This is a genomic window from Mesorhizobium sp. M5C.F.Ca.IN.020.32.2.1 (assembly GCF_004023105.1).
Classification (GTDB): Bacteria; Pseudomonadota; Alphaproteobacteria; order Rhizobiales; family Rhizobiaceae; genus Mesorhizobium; species Mesorhizobium wenxiniae.
In genome coordinates this window covers 1-670 of the sequence record NZ_RZSX01001533.1, presented here as the reverse complement: position 1 = coordinate 670, position 670 = coordinate 1, and the positions used below count along the sequence as shown (strand labels likewise).

Here is a 670-nt window from a genome sequence, read left to right as displayed (position 1 = left end):
ACACACCCGCAGCCGCGAATGGCGGCCGACGAATGTAAGTTGATTTGTCCGACCACGGGAAACGCGCGCTTTGCGGAGAATCCAGCTTTTGCCAAAGGGGATTTTCGACCGCCTTGCCGAACGCCTCTGGGTAATCCGCGCTGAGAACATAGGCTCTCACATGTTTCGCGACTTCAGCCTGGTCGGGCCAAAGGTCAGCGAGATAGACCTCGCTGCTATCGGCGCCCTTTGCGATGGGGTCGGCCGTGATATCGCGCAACACGTCTCCGGCAAGTGCGAACGCTACAGTCATCGGCGGTGAAGCCAGGAATCCATCCTTGAGGGACGGATGGACCCTCCCTGGAAAGTTGCGGTTTCCCGACAGGACGGCAACGGCCGTGATCCCGCCGTCGATGGCGGATTGCATCTCCACGGGGAGGGGACCCGAATTGCCGATGCAGGTCGTGCAGCCAAAGCCGACAATGCTGAAGCCGATTGCCTCGAGGTCCTCGAGCAGACCTGATCGCTTGAGGTAATGGACCGCCGCCGGCGAGCCCGGAGCAAGCGATGTCTTGACCCAATGGGGCGGTCTCAGTCCAAGCTGCCGCGCCTTGCGCGCCAGCAACCCCGCAGCAATCAGGAGTGACGGATCCGACGTGTTGGTGCAACTCGTTATCGCGGCGATTGCGAC

At 61.5% G+C, this 670-nt stretch carries 1 protein-coding gene; it reads right to left on the bottom strand.

Annotated elements, in window-relative coordinates:
* On the bottom strand, window positions 1-616 hold a 616-nt coding region (locus EOA86_RS37260), incomplete at its 3' end, for an aconitase family protein (RefSeq protein ID WP_348633391.1).
* Window positions 617-670 lie beyond the last annotated feature (54 nt).